Annotated in this window: 25 protein-coding genes; 11 read left to right on the top strand and 14 right to left on the bottom strand. The window is 72.3% G+C overall.

The genetic code is table 11. The features are described 5' to 3' along the window. The first annotated feature begins 71 nt into the window (after window positions 1-71). Together AB0M83_RS25260 and AB0M83_RS25255 are read left to right on the top strand one after the other, a co-directional pair. Window positions 72-563, top strand: a complete 492-nt coding sequence (locus tag AB0M83_RS25260; RefSeq protein ID WP_364520794.1) for a DUF664 domain-containing protein — start codon at window positions 72-74, stop codon at window positions 561-563. Window positions 564-577: 14 nt separating this feature from the next. Then, a complete protein-coding gene (locus AB0M83_RS25255; RefSeq protein WP_364520793.1) occupies window positions 578-1,423 on the top strand; it encodes an alpha/beta hydrolase in 846 nt (281 codons plus the stop codon). 45 nt (window positions 1,424-1,468) lie between these two features. Here AB0M83_RS25255 and AB0M83_RS25250 read toward each other — a convergent pair whose 3' ends face one another. The 6 genes from AB0M83_RS25250 to AB0M83_RS25225 all read right to left on the bottom strand — a co-directional run bounded on the left by AB0M83_RS25250 (window position 1,469) and on the right by AB0M83_RS25225 (window position 5,291). Continuing rightward, window positions 1,469-1,966: a YbaB/EbfC family nucleoid-associated protein gene (locus AB0M83_RS25250; protein WP_364520792.1), complete on the bottom strand. Its 498-nt coding sequence runs from the start codon at window positions 1,964-1,966 to the stop codon at window positions 1,469-1,471. A 5-nt stretch (window positions 1,967-1,971) separates the two neighbouring features. After that, window positions 1,972-2,352, bottom strand: a complete 381-nt coding sequence (locus tag AB0M83_RS25245; protein ID WP_364520791.1) for a YbaB/EbfC family DNA-binding protein — start codon at window positions 2,350-2,352, stop codon at window positions 1,972-1,974. Window positions 2,353-2,361: 9 nt separating this feature from the next. Next, window positions 2,362-3,492, bottom strand: a complete 1,131-nt coding sequence (locus AB0M83_RS25240; protein WP_364520790.1) for an NlpC/P60 family protein — start codon at window positions 3,490-3,492, stop codon at window positions 2,362-2,364. Then, the gene (locus tag AB0M83_RS25235; protein ID WP_364520789.1) at window positions 3,489-3,839 is read right to left on the bottom strand and encodes a hypothetical protein; all 351 of its coding nucleotides are present in this window, start codon (window positions 3,837-3,839) and stop codon (window positions 3,489-3,491) included. Before AB0M83_RS25235 ends, AB0M83_RS25240 begins: the two co-directional genes overlap by 4 nt. A 111-nt stretch (window positions 3,840-3,950) precedes the next feature. After that, entirely contained in the window at window positions 3,951-4,691 is a 741-nt protein-coding gene (locus AB0M83_RS25230; protein WP_364520788.1) for a thioredoxin domain-containing protein, read from the bottom strand. Window positions 4,692-4,763: 72 nt separating this feature from the next. Next, window positions 4,764-5,291, bottom strand: a complete 528-nt coding sequence (locus AB0M83_RS25225) for a MauE/DoxX family redox-associated membrane protein (RefSeq protein WP_364520787.1) — start codon at window positions 5,289-5,291, stop codon at window positions 4,764-4,766. A gap of 67 nt (window positions 5,292-5,358) precedes the next feature. Between AB0M83_RS25225 and AB0M83_RS25220 the strand changes: the two genes are divergently transcribed. The 4 genes from AB0M83_RS25220 to AB0M83_RS25205 all read left to right on the top strand — a co-directional run bounded on the left by AB0M83_RS25220 (window position 5,359) and on the right by AB0M83_RS25205 (window position 10,373). Beyond that, window positions 5,359-6,189 (top strand): glutamate ABC transporter substrate-binding protein, encoded by an 831-nt coding sequence (locus AB0M83_RS25220; RefSeq protein WP_364520786.1) that lies wholly within the window; start codon window positions 5,359-5,361, stop codon window positions 6,187-6,189. After that, window positions 6,186-8,594: an ATP-dependent helicase HrpB gene (gene hrpB / locus AB0M83_RS25215; RefSeq protein WP_364520785.1), complete on the top strand. Its 2,409-nt coding sequence runs from the start codon at window positions 6,186-6,188 to the stop codon at window positions 8,592-8,594. Before AB0M83_RS25220 ends, hrpB begins: the two co-directional genes overlap by 4 nt. A gap of 76 nt (window positions 8,595-8,670) precedes the next feature. Beyond that, a complete protein-coding gene (locus AB0M83_RS25210; protein ID WP_364520784.1) occupies window positions 8,671-9,585 on the top strand; it encodes an ATP-binding cassette domain-containing protein in 915 nt (304 codons plus the stop codon). Beyond that, a complete protein-coding gene (locus tag AB0M83_RS25205) occupies window positions 9,582-10,373 on the top strand; it encodes an ABC transporter permease (protein ID WP_364520783.1) in 792 nt (263 codons plus the stop codon). The genes AB0M83_RS25210 and AB0M83_RS25205 overlap by 4 nt, the downstream gene beginning before the upstream one ends. Window positions 10,374-10,548: 175 nt before the next feature. Here the strand turns inward: AB0M83_RS25205 and AB0M83_RS25200 are convergent, their stop codons facing one another. After that, entirely contained in the window at window positions 10,549-11,088 is a 540-nt protein-coding gene (locus AB0M83_RS25200; protein WP_364520782.1) for a TetR/AcrR family transcriptional regulator, read from the bottom strand. Between the two features lie 50 nt (window positions 11,089-11,138). Between AB0M83_RS25200 and AB0M83_RS25195 the strand changes: the two genes are divergently transcribed. Then, the gene (locus AB0M83_RS25195) at window positions 11,139-12,290 is read left to right on the top strand and encodes an FAD-dependent monooxygenase (RefSeq protein WP_364520781.1); all 1,152 of its coding nucleotides are present in this window, start codon (window positions 11,139-11,141) and stop codon (window positions 12,288-12,290) included. On the opposite strand, the gene AB0M83_RS25190 is transcribed toward AB0M83_RS25195, so the two are convergent. The 3 genes from AB0M83_RS25190 to AB0M83_RS25180 are packed head-to-tail and all read right to left on the bottom strand — an operon-like array spanning window position 12,235 to window position 15,228. Further along, a complete protein-coding gene (locus AB0M83_RS25190) occupies window positions 12,235-12,909 on the bottom strand; it encodes a response regulator transcription factor (protein ID WP_364520780.1) in 675 nt (224 codons plus the stop codon). The two genes, AB0M83_RS25195 and AB0M83_RS25190, sit on opposite strands and share 56 nt — an antisense overlap. Then, on the bottom strand, window positions 12,906-14,474 hold the full coding sequence (locus AB0M83_RS25185; protein ID WP_364520779.1) for a histidine kinase: 1,569 nt from the start codon (window positions 14,472-14,474) through the stop codon (window positions 12,906-12,908). Before AB0M83_RS25185 ends, AB0M83_RS25190 begins: the two co-directional genes overlap by 4 nt. Window positions 14,475-14,520: 46 nt before the next feature. Next, window positions 14,521-15,228 (bottom strand): dienelactone hydrolase family protein, encoded by a 708-nt coding sequence (locus tag AB0M83_RS25180; RefSeq protein ID WP_364520778.1) that lies wholly within the window; start codon window positions 15,226-15,228, stop codon window positions 14,521-14,523. A gap of 26 nt (window positions 15,229-15,254) precedes the next feature. On the opposite strand from AB0M83_RS25180, the gene AB0M83_RS25175 reads away from it, so the two are divergent. Both AB0M83_RS25175 and AB0M83_RS25170 read left to right on the top strand, forming a co-directional pair. Continuing rightward, complete coding sequence (locus tag AB0M83_RS25175; protein ID WP_086863938.1) at window positions 15,255-15,464, top strand: hypothetical protein; 210 nt, start codon at window positions 15,255-15,257, stop codon at window positions 15,462-15,464. Further along, window positions 15,461-16,207 carry a hypothetical protein gene (locus tag AB0M83_RS25170; RefSeq protein ID WP_364520777.1) on the top strand — a complete coding sequence of 249 codons (747 nt, stop codon included), beginning with the start codon at window positions 15,461-15,463 and terminating at the stop codon, window positions 16,205-16,207. The genes AB0M83_RS25175 and AB0M83_RS25170 overlap by 4 nt, the downstream gene beginning before the upstream one ends. On the opposite strand, the gene AB0M83_RS25165 is transcribed toward AB0M83_RS25170, so the two are convergent. Next, complete coding sequence (locus AB0M83_RS25165; RefSeq protein ID WP_364520776.1) at window positions 16,189-16,410, bottom strand: hypothetical protein; 222 nt, start codon at window positions 16,408-16,410, stop codon at window positions 16,189-16,191. The two genes, AB0M83_RS25170 and AB0M83_RS25165, sit on opposite strands and share 19 nt — an antisense overlap. Before the next feature lie 8 nt (window positions 16,411-16,418). Further along, window positions 16,419-17,543, bottom strand: a complete 1,125-nt coding sequence (locus tag AB0M83_RS25160) for an inorganic phosphate transporter (protein WP_364520775.1) — start codon at window positions 17,541-17,543, stop codon at window positions 16,419-16,421. Between the two features lie 200 nt (window positions 17,544-17,743). Here AB0M83_RS25160 and AB0M83_RS25155 point away from each other — a divergent pair, with 200 nt between their 5' ends. After that, window positions 17,744-19,162, top strand: coding sequence for an acyltransferase (locus AB0M83_RS25155; protein WP_364520774.1), 1,419 nt, complete (start codon window positions 17,744-17,746; stop codon window positions 19,160-19,162). Between the two features lie 81 nt (window positions 19,163-19,243). After that, window positions 19,244-20,110 carry a lipase gene (locus tag AB0M83_RS25150; RefSeq protein ID WP_364520773.1) on the top strand — a complete coding sequence of 289 codons (867 nt, stop codon included), beginning with the start codon at window positions 19,244-19,246 and terminating at the stop codon, window positions 20,108-20,110. Here the strand turns inward: AB0M83_RS25150 and AB0M83_RS25145 are convergent. Then, on the bottom strand, window positions 20,094-20,480 hold the full coding sequence (locus AB0M83_RS25145; RefSeq protein ID WP_364520772.1) for an FAD-dependent monooxygenase: 387 nt from the start codon (window positions 20,478-20,480) through the stop codon (window positions 20,094-20,096). The genes AB0M83_RS25150 and AB0M83_RS25145 overlap by 17 nt on opposite strands. Further along, window positions 20,477-21,247 (bottom strand): FAD-dependent monooxygenase, encoded by a 771-nt coding sequence (locus tag AB0M83_RS25140; RefSeq protein ID WP_364520771.1) that lies wholly within the window; start codon window positions 21,245-21,247, stop codon window positions 20,477-20,479. The genes AB0M83_RS25145 and AB0M83_RS25140 overlap by 4 nt, the downstream gene beginning before the upstream one ends. Between the last annotated feature and the right edge of the window lie 41 nt (window positions 21,248-21,288).

Genomic DNA, 21,288 nt, shown 5'->3' with positions numbered 1-21,288 from the left:
ACTCGGTTTCCGCTCACCGGGATTCCGGATTGCGGTCACGAACTGGCCTAATTCGCTTCTACGGTCGTCCCATGACTCGCGAACACGAAGACCTCCTGGGCTTGCTGGCGGAAGTGCGGAAGCGCTTGCTGATCCCCGCCCGGGACATTTCGGACGCCGACGCGGCGAAGCGCACGACGGTCAGCGAACTGACCCTGGGCGGCTTGATCCGCCACTTGGCGACGGGCGAGCGCCTGTGGCTCCAGGTGCTGAAGTCCGCGGACGGCTCACTCCCGGACGGCATGCTCGACACGGCGCAGTACTCGATGAGCGAGACACTCTCGCACTGGCTGTCGGCCTACTCGGCCGCGGCCGCCGAGACCGACGCGTATGTGCGTTCGCTGCCGTCGCTGGACGTCGAGGTCCAGCTGCCGACGACGCCGTGGTCGCCCCCGGAGCCGCAGTTCTGGTCGGCCCGCCGGATCGTGCTGCACCTGATCCACGAGACGGCCCAGCACGCGGGCCACGCGGACATCATCCGGGAGTCCCTGGACGGCGCGAACTCGACCGCGCAGCTGGGGTGAGCCACACTGGCGCGATGCCGGTCGTCTACCAGAACCCGCGCGGGCAGCGCGAGGTCCGGCGGTGGTGCACGGAAGCGCTGGCCCGCGCGGACTTCCCGATCAACCGCCGGACGGTGACGACCAGCGCGGGCCGCGTGGAGCTGACCTCCGCCGGCGCCGGCCCGGCTCGCGTCGTGCTGGTCCCGGGCACCAGCTTCACCGCGGCCGTCGCGCTGCCGTGGTTGCGGGCGCTGTCGGCCCGCCGGCCGACGACGGTGGTGGATCTGCCCGGCCAGCCAGGCCTCGGCGACCCGCGCCGGCCCCGGCGAAACCGGTCCGCGTGGTACGGCCAGGTCGTGGACGAGGTCCTGACGGCGATGGACGCCGAAGACGTCGTGCTGGTGGGCAATTCGCTCGGGGCCGCCGTCGTCCTGGCCGCCGGCTCGCCCCGCATCGCGGCGCGCGCGCTGATCTCCCCGGCCGGGATCGTGCGGCTGAGCGTGGACCCGCGCCTGGCACTGGCCTCGACGCTCTGGCTGCTGCGCCCCACCACGGCGAACACCCGCCGGATGCTGCGGTTGTTCGTCGGCCCCGGCGAGGAACCACCCGCGACGGAGGTGGAGTGGATGACGCTGGTGGCCCGCTGCTGCCGCACGACGCTTGCCCCGCCCCCGCTGCCGGGAGAGTTCCTGGCTCGCCGTGCCGAAAAGCCCTGCGTCGTCGGAGTCGGAGAACACGACCGCTTCCTGCCACCGCGCCGCCTGGGCCCGGCGGTGCACCGCACGCTCGGCGGCGACGTCCGGGTGTTCCCGGGCATGGGACACCTGACCACGGCGGCTCACCTCGACGACGTCGTGGACCTCGTGGCGCAGCTGGACTGACCGAAACTGTCGGTGGCCGCCGGTAGCGCGGAGAACGGGGGCGGCTCAGCGATCCGAGCGCAGAGAAGCCGGGTCGAAGGACTCCCAATAAGCGTCTTCGTCCTCGACGCTCGTCACCGGTTCGGGTGATTCCGGAGGCGCGGAACCGAGCCGTTCCGCCCGCAGTCGCTGGAACTCCTCGACCGTCATCCCCGGGTCGTCGTCCTCGGCTCGCGCGGGCGCCGGCAGGCCCGTCATCTGCTCGATCATGTACGTCATGTCTTCGCCCAGCAGCAAAGCGACCTTGTTGTAGCCGTCCTGGGTCGCCTCGCGCATGGCCGCCTGGGCGATCTCCACCACCAGCGGCCCCAGGCGCTCACCCAGGTTCACCGCCGACGGCGCCAGCCACAACCGCAGCAGCTTGCCGCGGCCGTCGACCGTCGCCTCCACCTGGCCGTCAAGGTCGTGGGCCGTGCCGGACGCCGACGCCAGGAGCTCGTCCACGCGCGCCATCGCCTCTTCGCGCGCCCGCGCCTGGGAAATCAGCTCACGCGTCGTGGGCATCGCGCTCACCTTCCGTACGAGTAGCTGTCGGCGTCCGGGTCGTCGTCCGGGATCGGTTCGTAGCCCAGGACTTCCAGCTGCGACGCGTCCACCACCGGCGCCAGGGCGTGGTACATCTTGTCGCCCGCACGGCGGGTCGCGCGCTGCGCCAGCTCGAGGATCTGGTCGGCGATGACCGACGACCCGTGCCGCAGCGCCGACCGGTGGATGGTGAGCCCGGTCAGCAACCCGCCGGGCGCCACCTGGACCTCGATGGTGCTGTCCGGCGACGACGCCTTGCCGACCACCGGGCCGGACCGGGAGAAGCGCGCTTCGGCTTCCGCGCCGGCCCGGTCCGCCTGCTCGGCGATCCGCGACGAAGCCAGGTCCATGTCGAATTCGGCCACCGGAGGAACCTAGCCGGTCGGGCGGTAGAAGCCGATGAACGACTGCCCCGCGTTCGTGGTGCGGATCTTGCTGATCTGCACCGGGTCGCCGGCCTCGATCATCTGGCCGTCGCCGATCACCATCGCCACGTGCCCCGACCAGACGACGAGGTCGCCGGGCAGCAGCTGGTCGATCGAGGGCACCTCGGCCCCGACCGTCTGCATCTTCGCCGTCCGCGGCAGCTGCAGGCCCGCGTCCTGGTACGACGTCATGGTCAGGCCGCTGCAGTCCAGCCCCTGGCCGCGCGCGGTCCCGCCCCACACGTACGGCACGCCGAGCTGCGAAAGCGCGTTGCGCACGGCCTTGGCCGCGGTTTCGTTGGGCGCCATGACCTGCTTGCCGCCGGGCAGGTTGATCGCGACGCCGGAGCCGGGCTGCGGCGGGATCGCGACCGGCAGCCGCGGCTTGTGCACGGCGCCGCCGCCCCCGCCACCGCCGCCTCCCCCACCGCCGCCTCCGGAGTCCCCACCGCCGGAGTAGCCGCTGTTGCTGTTGAAGGACGAACCCACCTTGGTCGAGGACGCGCTGCTCGCCGACGTCGTCTGCTCGCCGCCACCGCCGAGCCTGGTCCCGATGTCGGTGAGCTGGTTGATCGTCTGCTCGCTGAAGGTCGCGGCCTGGCCGGTGAGCTGGCTGATCTTCGTCTGCAGCTTCATCAGGATGTCGCGCGACGCGGCGGCGCGGCTCTCCGGCGGCTGGATCGACTTGATCGCCGCCAGCGCCTTCATCGACGCCGAGATCTCCTTGATGATCTGGTCGCGGACCTGGTCGTTTTTGATCTCGCCGACGTGCAGGCTCTCGGCCGCCTCGGCGACGGCCTTCTCGATCTCGGCGCTTTCGTCGAGGAGGTCCTGGACCTCCTTCTCCAGGCTCTGCGACGTCGCGGTGGCGCGGTCGGTCGTCGCGCCGGAACTGGCGGAGGTCAGGTTCACGCGCTGGTCGGCCGCGGTGTCACGGGTGTGGCCCACCGACGTCTGCAGCGCGACGTGCGCGTCGCGCGCGCCGCCGATGGCGGCCGGGTCGTGCCGCAGCTTGTCCGCGAACTGGTTCGTCGGTTCCAGGCTGTGCCGGACGAGCTGGTCGGTGTGGTGCTCGGTCACGGGCGGTCCTGCCCGAGGTCGCTGCCGAGGCGCCGGACGACGTCGCCGTGCTCGCCCTCGACCGCCGCGTAGTTGCGGTCGGTCTGCCGGGCCGCCTCGCCGACCTGCCGCCAGCCGCCGCCGACGCGGTGCATCCGCTCCTGCAGCGCGCGCATCCGGCCGCTGTAGGCGCCGGAGAAGCCGGACTCGCCGCCCATCTCGGAGAAGCCGTGGCCACCGAGCGTCACGTGCGGGCCGACGTGGTTGTCGGCCGCGCCCTTGACGTCGTCCCCGAGCGGGTCGACCTCGCGGGCGTACCGCGCGTACGCGCCGTCGTCGACGTGAAACCCCTGATGCGAACCGTCCACTGGCCCTCCCTGTCACCGGAAGGTGCGACGTGCGCGCGCCACCCCCGGTTCCCCTGCTGCGGGATCCAGCCTAAACCACGGTCCGTACCCGGGTGGGCGAATTGCCCGTACTCAGCCGGTGACCTTCGCGAGCCAGCCCGGGTCCTGCCAGTTGACGATCGCGCCGTTCGCCGTGACCGTCGGCGTGCCGAAACCGCTCTGCCCGTTGCCGAAGTCCTGCGCCAGCTTCGGGTCGTTTTCGATCTGCTGGAAAGCCGTGTTGACCTGCTGGTCGTACGTGCCGGCGTTGATCGTCTGCGCGAACGCCGGGTCGGTGATGCCGACGTCGGCGCCGAGCTTGATCAGCTGCGCCTTGTCGTAGCCGCGCTTGCCCTCTTCGGGCTGGTTCGCGAACAGCGCGTCGTGGAACTGGAGGAACTTGCCGGCGTCGGCCGCGGCCAGCGCCGCGTTCGCCGAGTCGAGCGAGTAGCCGGGCGGGTCGGACCGGTCGTTGAGCAGCGGCACCATGTGGTAGCGCACCTGCAGCTTGCCGTCGTTGATCGCCTGCTCGACGTCGGTCTTGTAGGTCTTCTCGAACTGGCCGCAGATCGGGCAGAGGAAGTCGGCGTAGACGTCGATCGAGGCCTTCGCGCCCGCCTTGCCGACGGTGACGACGACGCCGTCGCGCTTCTGCGTGACGTCGCCGGCCAGCGCACTGGTCTTCCCGGGGTCGATGACCTGGCCGTCGGTCTTGTTCTTGTCCGAGATCGTCCAGATCACCCCGCCGATCACGAGCGCGGCCACGACGACCACGGCGGCGATCCCGATGATCCACTTCCGCTTGTCGGTCGACGCGCCCCTGGCCTGGGCCACCGCCCTCGCTCCCCCGGCCTGTGCGGCCTGACGACGCTTCCGAGCGGTCCGCTCAGCTCCACCCACTGTGTATCAGTTCCCTTCCGCGATACCCGAGTAGTCGGGCTCGGGTTCGTCAGAGTTCCCGCGACCTCGCGCGAGCCAGCCGTCCAGGGACAGCAGCGTGCGCGGCCGCGCCAGCAGCCAGCCGGCCAGCAGCGCGAAACCGGAGTCGCGGAGGATTTCCTGCGGGTATTCGGTCTGCCCCGCCGCCACCTGGCCGCCGCCGCCGAAGCACCCGCAGTCGATGCTCAGGCCGCGCGCCCACGACTGGGCGATGCCGGCGATGAGCACGACGAGCAGCACCAGCGAGGCGGCGGCCACCCACCGGGTCGCCAGGCCCGCGAGCAGGAACAACCCGAGCACGAGCTCGACGAGCGGCAGCGCGATGGCCACCAGGTTGGCGAGCGCGTCCGGCAGGACGTCATACGCCTTCACGGCGATCAACGTCTGCCCCGGATCCGCCAGCTTGAGCGCACCGGAAACGAGCCAGACGGCCGCCAGCCCGACCCGGGCGAGCGTGCCGACGGCGTCCAGTACGGGTTGGGACGGTCGCACCACGCACTTAGGCTAACGGGAGGACCTGAGAACTACGTGAGGGCACGGCGGTGGCGGAGGGAGGGGCGCGATGCGGTGGCGGACGCTCCTCGGTTCGGCGTTGCTGCTGGTCACGGCAGTGGCCTGCGGTCCATCGAAGGTCTCGCCGACCGACTCGCTGGTGACCCGCGCCAGTGCGGCGGATCACCTGACCATCGGCATCCGGTTCGACGCGCCGGGGCTTTCCGAGCGCACCGTGGACGGCCGGTTCGTCGGGTTCGACGTCGATGTCGCTACTTTCGTCGCCTCGGAACTGGGTGTCGCCGCGAAGGACATCACGTGGCGCGAGACGACGTCCGCGACGCGCGAAACGGACCTCACCTCCGGCGCGGTCGACCTGGTCGTCGCGACCTATTCGATCACCGACAAGCGCAAGCAGCAGGTGGCGTTCGCCGGGCCGTACTTCACCACCGGGCAGGACCTGCTGGTGCGGCGCACGTCCCCGGACATCACCGGCCCGGAGACGCTCAACGGGCGGCGGTTGTGCTCGGTCACCGGGTCGACGCCGGCGCAGCAGGTGAAGGACAAGTTCGCGCAGGCCGTGCAGCTGGTCGAGTACCCGCGGTACCCGGACTGCGTGACCGCGCTGCTCGCCGGCCAGATCGACGCGATGACGACCGACGGGGTGATCCTCGCGGGCTACGTCACGCGCGACCCCGAGCTGCTGAAGGTCGTCGGGAAGCCGTTTTCGAAGGAGAGCTACGGCGTCGGCCTGCGCAAGGGCGACGGCCAGGGCGTGGCCGCGGTCGACGACGCGATCCGCAAGATGATCTCCTCCGGCGAATGGCTGCGCTCGCTCAACGCGAACATCGGGCCGTCCGGTTACCAGCTGCCCGCCCCACCCGAGGTCACCGAGAAGTGAAGCTGCCCGATCTGCCCGTCCGCGCTGTCCTGCCGGAGGTCCTTTCCGCCCTGGACGCCCACGGCACCGCGGTGCTCGTCGCGCCGCCCGGGACGGGGAAGACGACGCTGGTGCCGCTGGCGCTGGCTTCGGGTTCCGGCCGCGTCGTCGTCGCCGAGCCGCGGCGGCTGGCCGCCCGGGCCGCGGCGGCGCGGATGGCGGCGATCCTGGGCGAACCGGTCGGCGAGACGGTGGGCTACGCCGTGCGCGGCGACCGGAAGGTATCGGCGCGGACGCGGATCGAGGTCGTGACGTCGGGGCTGCTGGTGCGGCGCGTGCAGGGCGATCCCGAGCTGCCCGGCGTGTCGACGGTGCTGCTGGACGAGTGCCACGAGCGCCATCTGGACGCGGACCTGCTGCTGGCCCTGCTGCTCGACGTCCGCGCGGGGCTGCGCGACGACCTGCGGCTGCTGGCGACGTCGGCGACGGTGGCCGCGGGCCGGCTCGCCACGCTCCTGGGCGACGCCCCGGTGATCAAGGCCACGGCGCCGGCGTATCCGGTTTCCTTTTCCTACGTTCCGCCCGCGCGGGGCGAGCGCATCGAGGCGTGCGTCGCGCGAGCGGTGCGGACCGCACTGTCCTCAGGGGACGGTGACGTGCTCGCCTTCCTCCCCGGCGCGGGGGAGATCGCACGGACTTCGGGGTTGCTGTCGATGTCCGATGTGGACGTTCTGCCGTTGCACGGGCGACTTTCGGCGGCGCACCAGGACGAGGCGATGCGGCCGCGTGCCCGCCGGCGGGTGGTGCTGGCGACGGCGGTGGCCGAGTCGAGCCTGACGGTGCCGGGTGTGCGCGCGGTCGTGGATTCGGGGCTGGCGCGGGTACCGCGGGTCGACCACCGGCGCGGCTTGCCGGGTCTGGCGACGGTGCGGGTCTCGGCGGCGGTGGCCACGCAGCGCTCCGGGCGCGCGGGCCGCGAGGGGCCGGGGCGGGCGTACCGCTGCTGGGCTGAGCACGAGCAGTCGTTGCTGCCGGCCTACCCGGAGCCGGAGATCAGGACGGCCGAGCTGGCCCGGCTCGCGCTGGAGCTGGCGTGCTGGTCGACGCCGGACGGGAGTGGGCTGGCGTGGTGGGACCCGCCGGGCGAGGGCGCGCTGGCGGCGGGGCGGGCGTTGCTGGTCACGCTGGGCGCGACGGACGCTTCCGGAGCGGTGACCGCCCGCGGCCGGCGGATGGCGGAGCTGGGGCTGCACCCGCGGCTGGCGCGGGCGTTGCTCGACGGCGCCGCGGAAGTCGGCGCCCGCGCGGCGGCCGAAGTGGTGGCGCTGCTGGACGCGGGCGCGACGCTGACGGACGTCAACGCCGAGTTGAGCAGGCTTCGCTCGGCCGGCGACGAAGGATCCCGGCGCTGGAAACGCGAAGCGCGGCGACTCGAGACCTTGGCCGCGAAATCTTCAGTGACGGAAACCGGTACAGCCACCCGAGGGCAGCGGCCCGATCCCGCGCTGGTCGTCGCGCTCGCGCATCCCGAACGGCTGGCCCGGCGGCGTCCCGGCGGTGCGCCCGTCTACCTCATGGCCGGCGGCACCGCGGCCGAACTCCCACCCGGCAGCGGACTCGACTCCGCATGGCTGGCCATCGCCGAAGCCACTCGCGACCCCGGCCGCGTCCACGGCACCATCCGCCTCGCCGCGGCCGCCGACGAAGCCCTCGCCACGCACGTCGGCCCCGTGTCCGAAGTGGACGAGGTCACCTGGGACGGCGACGTCGTCGCCCGGCGCGTCCGCAAGCTCGGCGCCATCACCCTGTCCGAGCGGCCCCTGCGTGACGCGAACGTGCACGACGCCCTCGTCACCGGCCTCCGCGAAGACGGCCTCGGCCTCCTCAAGTGGAGCCAGGACGCGATCCGCCTGCGCGAACGGATGGCGTTTCTGCACCGCGTCGTCGGCGCGCCCTGGCCCGCGGTCGACGACACCACCCTACTGTCCGAAGTGGACACCTGGCTGGACCTGACGCACGCGCGCCGGAAATCCGACCTCGCGAACATCAACGCGGGCACCGCACTGAAGGCCCTCCTCCCTTGGCCCGAAGCGGCCAAACTGGACGACCTCGCCCCGGATCGCCTGGAAGTCCCGTCCGGGTCGCACATCCGCGTCGACTACCGCGGCGACCAGCCGGTGCTCGCCGTCAAGCTGCAGGAAACCTTCGGCTGGACCGCAACGCCCACGCTCGCCGGCGTCCCGGTCGTGCTGCACCTGCTCTCCCCCGCCGGCCGCCCCGCCGCGATCACCGCCGACCTCGCGGGCTTCTGGACCAGCGGCTATCCCGCGGTCCGCGCCGACCTGCGCGGCCGCTACCCGAAGCACCCCTGGCCCGAGGACCCGGCCGCCGCCGTCCCGACCCGGCACACCCGCCGCCGCGGCTGACCCCTGCCGAAAGTCGGGGTCCGGCCGCGACCGTCGGCCGATGCCCCCGGCGTCCCGGAAATCCCAGACTGGGCCCATGATCACGCTCAGGGGACTCACGAAACGCTACGGGGAAAAGACGGTCGTCGACGCGCTCACCTGCGACGTCGCGCCGGGCCAGGTGACCGGCTTTCTCGGCCCGAACGGCGCCGGGAAGTCGACGACCATGCGGATGACCGTCGGGCTCGACCACCCGCAAGAGGGTGAGGTGCTCGTCGGCGGCAAGCGCTACGCCGAGCTGCGGCACCCGCTGCGCGAGGTCGGCGCGCTGCTCGACGCCAAGGCACTGCACCCCGGCCGCAGTGCCGGGAAACACCTCTTGGCCATGGCGCGCAGCAACGGGATCGCGCCGAGCCGCGTCGAAGAGGTCCTCGCGACCGTGGGGCTTTCGGACGTCGCCGGCAAGCGGGCCGGGCAGTTCTCGCTCGGCATGGGCCAGCGGCTCGGCATCGCGGGCGCGCTGCTCGGCGACCCCGGCGTCCTGATGTTCGACGAGCCGGTCAACGGCCTCGACCCGGACGGCGTCCGCTGGGTGCGGCAGCTGATGCGCTCACTGGCGGCCGAAGGGCGGACGGTGTTCGTCTCCAGCCACCTGATGAGCGAAATGCAGCTGACCGCCGACCACCTGATCGTCATCGGCAAGGGCAAGCTGCTGGCCGACGCGGCGGTCGCGGACTTCATCGCGGGCAATTCCCGGACCACGGTTTCGGTGCGCGTCCCGGCCGACGGCGAACGCGCCAAGCTCGACGCGCGGCTGCGCGCCGAGGGCGGGTCGACGCACCCCGGCGGGCCGGACGAACTGGTGGTGGACGGCCTCGACGTCACCCGCGTCGGCGATCTGGTGCACGAGCTGGGGATCCGCGTGCACGGGCTCGCCGAGCGCACGGCGTCGCTCGAGCAGGCGTACATGGAACTGACCGCTTCTTCGGTGGAATACGGGGTGTCGGCATGACGACTGTGCCTTCTTCAAGCGTGCGGACGGGCGGCCTGTCCGGCGCGGTGGCGTCGGAGTGGACGAAGTTCTGGTCGGTCCGGGCGACCTGGTGGTGCCTGGTCGCGGGGACGGCGCTGATGCTGGGCTACAGCACCCTGTCCGGGATCGCCCAGCACTTCGACGACGACCCCCAGGCGGCGAACACCATCGCTCTCGGCGGCGGCTTCTACCTGACGCAGTTCGCCGTGATCGCGCTCGCGACGCTGTTCGTAACGAGCGAGTACGCCGGCGGCGGCATCCGGTCGACGCTGCTGTGGACACCGGTCCGCTCTCGCGTGGCCCTGGCGAAGGCGGCGGTGCTGCTGCCGGTGCTCTTCGCTTACGGCGTCGGGCTTTCCTGCGCGGGCATGGCGCTGGCGGCGGCGGTGAAGGACGGCCACGGCCTGCCGACGACCCTCGAAGCAGGCTTCACGACGGCGTCCGGCATGGGCGGGTACTTCGCGTTGCTGGGGCTGCTGTGCACGGGCGTCGGCTGGGCGCTGCGCAGCGCGGCCGGGACGCTGGTGACGGTGATCGTGCTGCTGGTGCCACTGCCGCTGATCGTGGCGTCACTGGGGCTGCCGGAGCTGGTGTCGTACTTCCCGGGCATCGCGGGGGTGAACGCGATGGTCGAGGCCGGCCAGCCGAACCCGATCACGATGGCCCCGGCACCGTACGCGCCGTGGGCAGGGCTGCTGATCTGCGCGGCTTGGGCCGGCGCGGCGCTGCTGGCGGGCGCCGAGGTGTTGCGCCGCCGGGACGCTTGAGGCTGGGCTTCCTCAGCAGCGAACGCGGCGGCCACGACGGCCCGGCCATCACAGCCCGCCCTCCCTGGGGGCTGCCCCCGCTTCCAGCGTATCCGGGCCACCCGACGGAAATCCGCCGAAGACCGCCGCCGGGCTCCGGTTGTCCACATCCCGCCAGGGCTGTGGACAACCGGATTCAGCCCACGCCGATCCCAGTCAGGAGCTCCCGCGCACTGTCGACCAAGGCCTCGAAACTCGGCGGTGCAAGAGAACCCGTTCCGGCCAGTGAGTCGAAGATCGTTCCCTCCAGCCAGTTCACCACCACCGTCGCGTGCCGGGCCGGGTCGGCGGAACCCGCGGCCGCCAAGGCCTCCACCGCCAAGCGGCGGATCAGCAGGCCGCCTTCGTCGTAGACCGCGCGCAGCTCCGGGCGCCGCGTCGCCTCCAGCGCGAACTCGTAGCGGGCCAGCATCCGGGTGCGGCCGGACGTGATCGATTCGAACGCGAAGCCCGCGATCGACTCCGCCAGCCCGCCGGGCCGCGGCGAGACCTGGTCCAGCGCCACCATCCGCGCCATCGTCAGCTCGATCAGCGCCGCTCGCGTGCGCGCGTAGTACGACGTCGAGCCGAGCGGCAGCCCGGCGAAACGGTCGACCGCGCGGTGCGTCAGCCCGCGCATGCCCTCGGCCGCGATCACTTCGATCGCCGCATCACCAATCTGCGAAAGCCGGTCCACGCAGGTCACTCTACAGGTGTAGAGTCCTCTACAGGTGTAGAGGAGGACTCATGCGAGCAGTGGTGGTCGGCGGCGGCATCGGTGGCCTGGCGGCCGCGATCGGGCTGCACCGGGCGGGCTGGGCGGTCACCGTCCTCGAACGCGCGCCCGAGTTCGGCGATGTCGGCGCCGGCATCTCGCTCTGGCCGAACGCCCTGCGCTGCCTGGACGAACTCGGCGTCGACCTCGGAGAGCACCTGGCCGCCCAGGACCAGGGCGGCCTCCGCGACCGCCGCGGCCGGTGGGTCGCCCGGTGGGACGCGGCCGGCTTCCAGCGCATACACGGGCGCCCGCTCGCCGGCATCCACCGGGCCGATCTCATCGCCGGCCTGCGCGACGCCCTCCCCGCCGGCTGCCTGCGGACCGGCACCGAGGTCACCGAAGCGACCGAAGACGGCGTCGTCCGCTTCGCCGGCGGCGAACTCCGGGCCGACCTCGTGGTCGCCGCCGACGGCATCCACAGCCCGATCCGGCGCGCTCTCTTCCCGCACCACCCCGGGCCGATTTACAGCGGCAGCTCGGCGTTCCGCGGCATCGCCCGGCCGGTGACGGTCCCCGGCCTGAGCACCACCTTCGCCCCCGGTACCGAGGTCGGCGTGCTCCCGCTGACCGGCGGTGACGTCTATTGGTTCGCCTCCTCGGTCACCGAGCCGGGCGCCCGCCCGGCCGACCTCAAGGCCTACCTGAAGGAGCACTTCGGCGACTGGCACGACCCGATCCCGGCGCTCATCGACGCGACGCCGCCGGAAGCCCTGCTGTACCACGACCTCCAACACCTGGCCGCACCCCTGGAGACCTACGTCCGCGGCCGGGTCGCCTTCCTCGGCGACGCCGCGCACGCGATGCCGCCGTTCCTCGGCCAGGGCGGCTGCCAGGCCCTCGAAGACGCCGTCGTGCTGGCCCACAGCGTGTCCACAGTGGACGACGTCGACGCCGCCCTCGCCGCCTACGACGCGCAGCGGCGCCCGCGCAGCCAGCGGGTCGCGCGCGCGTCGGTCCGGGCGGGCAAGGCCGGGCCGCAGGTGACCAGCCCGGTGCTCACGGCCCTGCGCATGAACCTGCTGCGGCTCGTCCCCGCGAAGCTGACGGCCCGAGCCGGCGCCTCGATCAGCGGCTGGCGGCCGCCTCGTCTCCCCCGGCCAGTCCCGCCTCGTACGCCGTGATCGCCGCCTGCACCCGGTTCTTCGCCCCGAGCCGGGTCAGGATCGTGCTCACGTGCGCCTTCACCGTGCCCTCGACGACGAACATCTTCGCCGCGATGTCCGCATTGGACAGTCCGGATCCCACCAGCGCCAGCACTTCCCGCTCGCGCGGGGTCAACGCGGCCACCTTGGAACGCGCCGCCGCGGCCCGGGAAAGCCGGCCGCCCGACAGCCGCGCGATCACCCGCTGAGCCACCTTCGGCGAGAGGAACGCGGCCCCGTCGGCGACGGCGTGGATGCCCGCCAGCAGCTCGCGCGGGTCACCGGACTTCAGCAGGAACCCGCCCGCGCCGAGCCCCAGCGCGCGCTCGATGTACTCGTCCTCGCCGAAGGTCGTCAGCATGATGACCCCTGTCGACGGCAGCAACCGCCGGATCTCCGCGGCCGCGCCCAGCCCGTCCATCCCGGGCATCCGGATGTCCAGCAGCACGACGTCCGGGTGCGTCGCGAGCGCCTGGGACACGGCCGCACGCCCGTCCCCGGCCTCGGCGACGACCTCGATCCCCGGGTCCGCGCCGAGGATCGCCGCCACCCCCGCCCGCATCATCGCCTCGTCGTCGGCCAGCACGACCCTGATCACGAATCCCCCTCGGCGAACCAGATCTTCGAAACGAGCTTCCCGTCGGCGAAACACAGCCGGTAGGCCGCGTAGTCGTCGTTCAGCCACGATCTCCCGGCACCGTAGTACTCGCAGACGGCGCCGGGCACCGGTGGCGGCTCGCCCCGCACCGGGCGCGCCGCGCGCTGGCGTTCCGGCAGGTTCAGCTCGGCTCGCGACTGCCCGGCCCGCATCCGCTCGTAGGCGCCGCCAGGCAGCTCCGAGCCGTTCCACTGGTAGAGGAACGCGATCCCGCTGACCGCGAGGAGCACGCCGAACAACGCGACCGGGATGGTGACCGCCTGGATCAGGCTGCGCCGCACGTCGCGCCGGGCCAGCTCCAGCGCCCGGGCCGACGTCGACTGCCCGACGGCGTCGTCGGCCGCCTCCCGCCGTTCCGGGGTCTCCTCGACCGGCGCGGCGCCGTGCGGCAGCTCCGCGATCACGGCGAACCCGCCCTCACGCGGTCCCGCGCTCAGCGTCCCGCCGACGAGCCGGACGCGCTCGCGCAGCCCGATCAGCCCGAGGTGCCCGGACACGGCCCCGGGCAACGGGCCGGCGGGCCGCGGCGCGTTCACGACACTCACCGAAGTCCGCGAACCGGTATTCGTCACCCGCACGGTCACCGCGGCACCGGGCGCGTGCTTCGCCACGTTGGTCAGGGCTTCCTGCACCACGCGGTACGCCGCGCGAGCCACCATCGGCGGCGCAGGCGAACTGTCCACTTCTGCGTCGATGAGCAACCCCGATTCCCGGGCCCGCGCGATCAGCTCGCCGAGGTCGCCCTGCACCGGCTCGACCGGCGCGGCGTCTTCGCGCAGGACACCGATGATCTCGCGCAGCCGTTCGGTGGCCGCCGCGGCGCTGGTCCGCAGCTGCGTGGCCGCGTCACGCCGGTCGTCGTCGAGCCCGCTCGCGACCTCCAGCGCCGCCGCGCGGACCGCGATCAGGCTCAGCTCGTGCCCCAGCGAGTCGTGCATGTCGCTGGCGATCCGCGCCCGTTCGCGCAGCCGGGCCTGGTCGGCGACCAGGCGCTGCCTGCTTTCCATCTCCTCGGCCCGGCGCCAGCCGGTGCGCGCGAGCTCACCGCGCACCCGGACGTACCGGCCGAGCAGCCACGGCGACAGCCCCGCGAACACGAGGATCGCCATCATCGATCCCCAGTCGCCGAGGCCGTCGGGCGCTGCGAGCAGCGACACCGGGATGCCCAGCAGCGCGATGGCTCCACCGAGCACCGCAGCGGGGCGGACCCGTTCCATCCGCAGCGCGGCCTGGTAGCTCATCGCCACCAGCACGAACACCGTCCACACCGGGACGCGGTCGCCGTAGGGAAACGGGACGGCGAGCGTTCCGGCCAGGGCGATGCCGAGCGAGACGCCGGGGTACCGCCGAGCCGTCGCCACCGAGCCCACGACCACGGCGAGACCGCCGGCCAGCTCCCACCAGGACCGCGTCTCGACCGTGCCGGCGACCACGGTGAAAGCCAGGAACAGCCCGAGGAGCACGTCCAGCACCACGCGCCACCTGCGCTTCGTCACCTCCCGCACAGGAACGAAGCTACAAGCCGCGCGGGCGGGCGACCACTGCCGAAAGTCAACCCTTCAGCGTGTCGAGGAAGGCCAGCGCCTGCGGCCAGGACAGCGCGTACGCGTCGGCGTTGACCGTGGTGCCGTGCCGCGAGGAGTCGCTGAAGCCGTGTTCGGCGCCCGGGAAGTGCTGGGTGAACGTCGCTCCGCGCGACCGGGACTGCAACGCCGTCTGCAGGCGGGCGAAGGTCTCGTGCGAGACGACGGTGTCGGCCTCCGGGTAGGCGACGAGCACCGGCGCGGTGATCCGTGTCGACAAAGCGACCGTGTCGAGGTCGTGGTTCGGCGGCGCCGGCTCGCGGACCGTCGGGTGGTACGCGACGACGCCGGAAAGCCGCTGGTCGCGGGCGGCGAGCAGGAGCGCGAACCGGCCGCCGAGGCACCAGCCCATGACCCCGGCCGACGTGCAGCCGAGATCGCCGAGCAGGTGGTCGAGCAAGGCCGTCTGCTCCGCCAAAGCCGGCTCGTCACGCAGTTCGCCCAGCTTCGCGCCGAGGTCCTCGCGGGAGGTGTTGTCGGTGCTCGCGCCGTGGAAGACGTCCCAGGTCAAAGCCGTGATGCCGCGCTCGGCCAGCTCGCCGGCCCAGGCCCGGACCTGCTCGCCGATGCCGGTGATCATCGGCAGGAGCAGCATCCCCCGCCCAGAGCCGCCGGCCGGGCGGGCCAGGTACGCGGAGAGGTCGCCGACACGGACCGTGGACGTCTCGATGGTCATGTCCGCATGATGCATCATGATCCACCATGGCCGAGCGCACACTCGCCGAGCAGTTGGGCGGCTACCTCCCCGAAGGCATCGAGGCCCTCGAAGAGCACGAGCGGCAGGACCTCGCCGACGCACTGCGCGACGCGCGCAGGCGGCAGGCGAAAGCGCTCGCCGAAGCGGGCGAAGAGGGCCTCCGGTACGTCCCCGCGTTGCTGCGCGGAGCGGTCCGGAAGGCGGTCGGGCTGTGACCGCGAGCTACGAGTCCGAAGCGGAGATCCTCAAACTCGCCCGGGTCCTGGGTGTCGAGCCCGCCCGGCTCGAGTACCTCGCCCGCGTCGACGCCGACGACCTGCAGGCGTTCCGCGTGCAGGTCACCGACACGCTGTTCGACGCGAACGGCGCCGTGCTGCAGCGGATGGCCCTGGCCGCGCGGCTGCTGCCCGGCGGGGTGCTCGCCAAGATCGCCGAGAAGGTGTTCGGCCCGCTGCTCTGCGCCCGCATCGCCGGGGTGGTCGACGTCGCGCGCGGCGTCGACGTCGCCAAGCGGCTGCACCCGCGGTTCCTCGCCGAGGTCGCGGCCGAGCTCGACCCGCGGCGGGCGAGCGCGATCATCTCGCGCATCCCCCTGGAAACCGTGCTCGCGGTGGCGGCCGAGCTGGCGCGCAAGGAAGACTGGATCACCCTCGGCCGGTTCGTCGGGCACCTGCCGGACCCGACCGTGCGGCGGGCCCTCGAGGAGATCGACGACCCCGGCCTGCTGCGGATCGCGTTCGTGCTCGACGACAAGAACCGCATCGACCACGTCGTCGGCCTGCTCCCGGCCCACCGGCTCGGCCGGCTGATCACCACCGCCGGGGCCGACGAAGACCTGTGGACCCCGGCGCTCGACCTGCTGAACCACCTGGGCGACGCCCGCCGCGAGACGCTCAAGCCCCTGCTCGGCGGGCTCCCGGACGGCTTCCGGGAACGCGCTCAGGCGACGATCAAGTAGATCCCGTAACCGACGATCGCCAGGCACAGCGCGAAGCAGAGGACCGCCCCGGCCAGCGGACCGGTGCCCGAGCCACCCGATTCGCGGGCCGCCTCGCGCTGGGAGAGCCCCACCACCGCGAAGGAGAAGAGGCTCGTCAGCACGACCACCGAGGCGAGCGCGACGACGAAGACGAGACCGAGGGAACCCCAATCGATGTGCACGGCGCTCCTCAGGCGTTGGCCGGCTGAGCGACCGGCTCGGACTCGTTGACGGTGTTGGCGTTGATCGGGTTCCGCTTCGACGCGAGGTAGATGCCCACCGCGACGACGACCCCGGCGAGGCCGATCAGCACGGTGCCCCACGTCCCGAGCGTCGACACCTCGGCGGCGACCGCGCCGACGATCGCGGCGGCGGGCAGCGTCAGCGCCCAGGCCACGACCATCTTGCCCGCGACGCCCCAGCGGACTTCGGCGAGCTTGCGGCCGAGACCGGAGCCGATGATGCCGCCCGAGCAGACGTGCGTGGTGGACAGCGCGAACCCGAGGTGCGCCGAGGTCAGGATGACCGCCGCGGCACTCGTCTCGGCCGCGAAGCCCTGCGGCGTCTGGATTTCCGTGAGCTTCTTGCCCATCGTCTGGATGATCCGCCAGCCACCGAGGTAGGTACCCAGCGCGATCGCGGTGCCCGCGGTCAGGATCACCCAGAGCGGCGGACCCGAGTTCGGCGCGAGCGAGCCGGACGCGATCAGCGTCAGCGTGATGACGCCCATGGTCTTCTGCGCGTCGTTCGTGCCGTGCGCGAGCGACACCAGCGACGCCGAAGCGATCTGACCGGCCTTGAAGGTCCGGCCCACCGTGCCCTGCTTCGCGCGGGCCGTGATCCGGTAGACGAGGAAGGTGCCGAGCGTCGCGACGATCCCGGCGACGACCGGCGAGGCGAGCGCGGGGATCAGCACCTTCTCGACGACCTTCCCGAAGTGGACGGCGTCCGAGCCGGACGCGATCCAGGTCGCGCCGATGAGCCCGCCGAACAGCGCGTGCGACGAGCTCGACGGCAGCCCGATCAGCCAGGTCACCAGGTTCCACACGATGGCCCCGACCAGCCCGGCGAAGATGATCACCGGGGTCACCTTCGTGTCGTCGACGATGCCGCCGGAGATCGTCTTCGCGACTTCGATCGAGAGGAACGCGCCGACGAGGTTCAGCACGGCGGACACGGCGACCGCGACCCGCGGTTTCAGGGCGCCGGTGGCGATGGACGTGGCCATCGCGTTGGCCGTGTCGTGGAAGCCGTTGGTGAAGTCGAAGGCCAGCGCCGCGACGATCACCACCAGCACGATGAGCGAGAAGTCCATGGCGGCCCTCTTCCGGTACCGGAGGTGGTTCGTTAGCAACGCTACTGATCAACAGGAGCCGCTCCGATCCCTGTCGAGTGACAGCTCCCTGAACTCTCCATGAACCAGGTGGGGTCTGCCTCACCCCCAATGCGGTAGTCCAGCCCAGTGCGGCCGGCGCCGGCACCTGCGACGGTCGATGCCGGACGAAAGGGGCAGGGATGAACAAGCTGGGGTGGGCGGTCGTCGCGACGGTGGCGTCGGCCGTGTTGTTCTTCTTCGGCACGGGCCTGGATCCGGTGCCCGAGCTCGCGTGGCTGGCACCACTGCCGGTCCTCCTGCTCGCGCCCCGCGTCCCCGGCGTGCCCGCGCTCGGCTGCGCGTTCATCGCGTACCTCGCGGGCAGCGCCGGCAGCTGGAGCTACTTCTGGCACTCGCTGGCGGTCCCGCGCCCCGCGGCGATCGGGATCCTCGGCGGCAGCGCGCTCCTGTTCGCGCTGGCCGCCGGGCTGTTCCGGCTGCTGGTCCGCCGCGGCCACGGTTTTCTGGCGGCGTTGGCCGCCCCCGCGTTGTGGACCGTCGCGCTCTACGGCGTTTCCCTGCTCAACCAGACCGGGCTCATGGGCACCTTGATGACCACCCAGGCCGACCGGCCGGACGTCCTGCGGCTCGCCGCGGTCACCGGCGGCTGGGGCGTGGAGTTCCTGGTGCTGTTCGTCCCGGCCGCCGTCGCCGCCGCGCTCGCCCCCGGCGTGCGCGCCCGGTCCCGCTTGACCGGGCTGGTCGCCGTGGCCGCCGCGCTGGGCGCGCTCGTTTTCTGGAGCGTTCCGGCACCCACCGGGCCTTCGACGCGGATCGCCCTGGTCGCGCCGGGACAGAGCCGCTGGGCGGTCGACGTCGCCACACCCGACGGCCAGGCGCTCATCCAGTCCTATGTGGACCAGATCCGCCGGCTGCCGGACGGCGTCCAGGCCGTCGTGCTGCCGGAAGCGGCCTTCGCGGTGGACCAGGCCAGTCGTCCCCGGCTCGTCGAGGCCTTCACGGAAGTCGCCCGGGTGCGCAATCTCGACGTCGTCACCGGCGTCCTCGACACCACCCCCGAAGGCCGGTTCAACGCGGCTCTCGCCGTGCCGCCGTCCGGCACTCCGGTCGAATACCACAAGTGGCACAACGGGGATTCGCCGAACATCGCGTCCGGCACCGCACTCGCGCACCTCGCCGGGATCGGGCTCATGGTGTGCATGGACGTCAACTTCGCCGGCCCCAGCGGCGAGTACGGCGAAGCCGGCACGGGCCTGGTCCTCATCCCGGCGTCCGACGAGGACGTCGACGGCTGGGAGCACAGTCGCACCGCCCTGGTCCGCGGCGTCGAGAACGGCTTCTCGGTGGCGTGGAGCGCGGCGCGCGGCACACCGATGATCGCGGACGCGCAGGGCCACGTCCTCGCCGACGCCCACACCGGCGGACGCCCGTTCACGGTGGTCGTCGCCGACGTCCCGGTCGGGCCGGGCAAGACCCTCTACGCCCGCTTCGGCGACTGGTTCGCGTGGCTCTGCGGCCTGGTCGCGGCGGCCGGGATCGTCGTCGGCGCCCGCAAGCCGTCGTCGTCACCCATCACAACGAACACCGAGCGACTCTGAGCGTTCTCCCAGCTCGCCTCCAGCGGGATGTGACCGATCATGATCTGCGTCACGTACTGACGGGTAACTGGAGGCAACGGAATGCGGGTCACCAACGGCGGTGCCAAGCGAATCCTGACCGTGCTCGCCGCGGCGCTCACCTTCGGCGCGGTCGCTCCGGCGGTCGCGGAGGCGGCGCCGGGCAGCGGCTGGAACGACTGGGGCTGCCGTCCGTCGGCCGCGCACCCGGAACCCGTCGTGCTCGTGCACGGCCTCGGCGCGAACGACACCGTCAACTGGTTCTTCCACGCACCGAAGATCGCCACCCAGGGCTACTGCGTCTTCTCGCTGACGTACGGCACCGGCATCCTCGGCCCCGGCGTCGGCGGCCTCGCGTCGATGCGCGACAGCGCCGCGCAGCTCGGCCGGTTCGTCGACCGGGTGCGCGCCACGACCGGCGCGGCGAAGGCCGACATCGTCGGGCACTCCGAGGGCAGCACGATGCCCGCGTACTACCTGAAGTACGGCGGCGGCGCGGCGAAGGTCGCGCACTTCGTCGGCTTCGGCGCGAACTACCGCGGCACCACGCTCGGTGGCCTCGACGCGCTGGCGAAGGCGCTCCTGACGTCGGTGCCCGGGCTGGGGACGGTTCTTCGCACGGCGTGCGGCGCGTGCACGGAATACCTGGCGCCCTCGGCGTTCCTGGACGACCTGGCCCGCGGCGGCGTGCACGTGGCCGGGCCGGCGTACACGAGCATCGTGAGCAAGTACGACGAGGTCGTCACGCCGTACACGAGCGGCATCCTGAACGAGCCGGGCGCGACCGACATCGTGCTGCAGGACTTCTGCCCGTCCGACGCTTCGGGGCACCTGAGCCAGGCGGTCGACCCGAACGTCACCGGCCTGATCCTGCACGCGCTCGACGCGTCCTACACGCCGACGTGCACGCCGTTCACGCTTCCGCTGTGAGCGGGTTCTGCCCGAGGTACCGGCGGCCGTTTTCGGCGGACTCCCGCACGGCCGCGAACCCGTAGCCCACCATCGCAGTCTCGTAGGCCGCCACGGCCTCGAGCAGCGGGGCCCCGGCCAGCGCGGACGCCAAGGCCGCACCGTCGCGCAACGCGGTGTTGGCGCCCGCGCCGCCGGCCGGGCTCATCGCGTGGATCGCGTCACCGACCAGCGTCACGCGCGACGGTTCCCACGGCCCGATCGGCACGCTCGTGCGGATCGGCTGCGGGAACGTCGCCGGGACGTCCCAGTGCCCGACCATCGCGCGGGCCAGGGGGTGCCAGCCGTCGACCAGGCCGAGCGCGACCTTCTGCAGGTCGCCCGGGGTCATCGCGGCGAGTTCGGCCTCGGAGTGGCCGACGACTTCCCAGCGGGCCCCGAGCAGGTCATGTACGGCCGGTCGTCACGCAGCCGCAGGTCCGGCACCAGCCGCGCGCACGCGTCGGCGACCGGTTCTGGGTAGTCGACGGGCGCGAAGCCGGCCATCGTGCGGTCCGGGCCCAGCATCATGGAGAACACCGCGAACATTTCGGGTTCGAACAGCGCCCGGGTTTCCGGGGTGAGCGGGATCCGGCCGTAGAGGTGCACGAGCCCGGCGTCGACGACCCGGGCGTGCGGCAGGTACTGCCGCCGCACCGGCGAGGTGATCCCGTCCGCGCCCACCAGCAGGCTGCCGCGCGCGGCGGTCCCGTCGGCGAAATGCGCTGTCACGCCGTCATCGTCGGTCTCGTAGTGCGTGAATCGCTTGCCGTAGCGGACTTCCTGGCCGTGCAGCAGGATCTGCCGCAGCGTGAAGCGGTTGATGTTGAGGTGCGTGCCCTCGTCTTCCAGGCGGGTCAGCAGCCGCAACCGGTCGTCGTAGACGTTCGTGTGCGGCAGCGCCCGGCCCGCGGTGGCGCGGAAGAGCTCGTGCAGCTCCGGAGGCAGCACCTCGCTCAGCGCCGCATCGCCGGCGCCGCCGATGTGCAGCCGGTAGCCCTGCTTCCGCGCACCGGCCGACTCGTCGCGTTCGTAGACCTGGCACGGAATTCCGGCGCGGCGCAACCCGTGGGCGAGGCTCAGGCCGCCCAGACCGGCACCGATGATGATCACAGACACAGCTGTCCCTTCGTCGCTTCCGAGGAAGGGACGCACAGGTA

Source organism: Amycolatopsis sp. NPDC051106, assembly GCF_040682775.1.
Classification (GTDB): Bacteria; Actinomycetota; Actinomycetes; order Mycobacteriales; family Pseudonocardiaceae; genus Amycolatopsis.
Note: the sequence above shows the minus strand (reverse complement) of the source record. Positions and strands in the feature narration are given on the sequence as shown.